Below are 2,161 nucleotides of genomic sequence, written 5' to 3'. Positions count from 1 at the left end.
CGATCAGCGAGCAGCGGCTGTCGATCTCACCGCAGGGTAGGGTGCGGTATCAGCTCAAGACGCCGTGGCGAAATGGGACCACGCATGTCGAATGGGATGCGGTGGACTTCATCGCCAAGCTGGCGGCACTGGTCCCGCCACCTCGCGCGCATCTCACCCGCTTCCACGGCGTATTCGCCCCGAATGCAAACCTGCGTGCGCAGCTGACGCCCTCGGGGCGCGGCAAGCGGCCTGCGGGCGATGCGGTGCCGGTTGACGCAAGCGCCCACGACGAGCCGCGCAGCCCCGAGCAGAAGCGCCGTGCGATGAGCTGGGCGCAACGGCTCAAGCGGGTCTTTTCCATCGACGTCACCGCCTGCGTCCACTGCGGCGGCGCGGTGCGGATCGTCGCCAGCATCGAAGACCCCAAGGCCATTCGCGCCATCCTCGCCCACTTCGAGAAACACGGCGCGCTGGAGCAAGCGCACTACCGGCCCGCAGCGCGCGCCCCGCCGCCCGCCGCGTGATGAGGTGCCGGCCACACAGCCGACGGCGAAACCGGAATCCGAGCCGATGCGGCCACGATCCGCAGGGCGGCGCTCGGCCCGCTGTCGGGAATCAGCGAAGCATGGCTGCTGACAACGCCGCTGCGTGGCCCCGCGATGCCGAAATCCCACTCACAGACGTCCGATCCGTGCCCAAAACGGGGCTTGCGCGACCACCGCCTACCCAGCAGACTGCCCGAAAAGGGCGTTTGAACTTCCTATACGCTGCTCAGCTTGTTGATTATCATATGGCTTTTGAAACTGTCGCACCTCATGTTTGAATTCGCCCCATATTTTTGCTACAGTGAACCAAATTAAGATCATCTATTTACTAGGCCTCGCATTTGCGGGGTTTTTAATGCTGAATAAAAGGAAAACTTGATGGAATTGCCCAATATTATGCACCCGGTCGCGAAGCTGAGCACCGCATTAGCCGCTGCATTGATGCTGAGCGGGTGCATGCCCGGTGAAATCCGCCCGACGATTGGCCAGCAAATGGAAACTGGCGACCAACGGTTTGGCGATCTGGTTTTCCGCCAGCTCGCACCGAATGTCTGGCAGCACACTTCCTATCTCGACATGCCGGGTTTCGGGGCAGTCGCTTCCAACGGTTTGATCGTCAGGGATGGCGGCCGCGTGCTGGTGGTCGATACCGCCTGGACCGATGACCAGACCGCCCAGATCCTCAACTGGATCAAGCAGGAGATCAACCTGCCGGTCGCGCTGGCGGTGGTGACTCACGCGCATCAGGACAAGATGGGCGGTATGGACGCGCTGCATGCGGCGGGGATTGCGACTTATGCCAATGCGTTGTCGAACCAGCTTGCCCCGCAAGAGGGGATGGTTGCGGCGCAACACAGCCTGACTTTCGCCGCCAATGGCTGGGTCGAACCAGCAACCGCGCCCAACTTTGGCCCGCTCAAGGTATTTTACCCCGGCCCCGGCCACACCAGTGACAATATCACCGTTGGGATCGACGGCACCGACATCGCTTTTGGTGGCTGCCTGATCAAGGACAGCAAGGCCAAGTCGCTCGGCAATCTCGGTGATGCCGACACTGAGCACTACGCCGCGTCAGCGCGCGCGTTTGGTGCGGCGTTCCCCAAGGCCAGCATGATCGTGATGAGCCATTCCGCCCCCGATAGCCGCGCCGCAATCACTCATACGGCCCGCATGGCCGACAAGCTGCGCTGAGCCATGGCTGACCACGTCACCCCCAATCTGCCATCGCGCGATTTCGATGTGACAGAGGCGTTTTATGCGAAGCTGGGCTTTGCGACGAGTTGGAAGGATCGCGGCTGGATGATCCTGCAGCGCGGCGGTTTGCAGCTCGAATTCTTCCCCTATCCTGACCTCGACCCAGCTACGAGCTCGTTCGGCTGTTGCCTGCGGTTGGATGATCTCGATGCCCACCATGCCGGCAGGATCCGCGCGCAGGACGAGGCCGTGCTGGCGCAGGTCGGGCGTATTGCGGTGGCCTGGGCGGGCGATTGAAGCGAACAGATGACGCACGACCCGACATCAAGGCCCCAAGGACGGGGCCGGAGCCCGGCAGCGATGCCGGGCTTTTTGTTGTGCCCGCGCCGCGGCAATGTCTGACGCGAAGATCAGAACGCACCGATACGAACGTGCGAACA

General features: G+C 62.6%; 2 protein-coding genes and 1 pseudogene. All 3 read left to right on the top strand.

The genetic code is table 11. From position 1 onward, the window contains the following. A partial coding sequence (locus WCE05_RS25730) for a transposase (protein WP_368816809.1) occupies positions 1-506 on the top strand: 506 nt, incomplete at its 5' end. 399 nt (positions 507-905) lie between these two features. Then, positions 906-1,718 carry a subclass B1 metallo-beta-lactamase NDM-1 gene (locus WCE05_RS25725; RefSeq protein WP_004201164.1) on the top strand — a complete coding sequence of 271 codons (813 nt, stop codon included), beginning with the start codon at positions 906-908 and terminating at the stop codon, positions 1,716-1,718. 3 nt (positions 1,719-1,721) lie between these two features. Continuing rightward, positions 1,722-1,934: pseudogene (locus WCE05_RS25720) on the top strand (hypothetical protein); the annotation flags it as partial. Between the last annotated feature and the right edge of the window lie 227 nt (positions 1,935-2,161).

Origin of the sequence: Pseudomonas sp. I2 (assembly GCF_040984075.1) — a bacterium.
Classification (GTDB): domain Bacteria; phylum Pseudomonadota; class Gammaproteobacteria; order Pseudomonadales; family Pseudomonadaceae; genus Aquipseudomonas; species Aquipseudomonas guariconensis_B.
The sequence above is the reverse complement of the archived record's forward strand: the minus strand, read 5'-3'. Positions and strand labels throughout refer to the sequence as shown.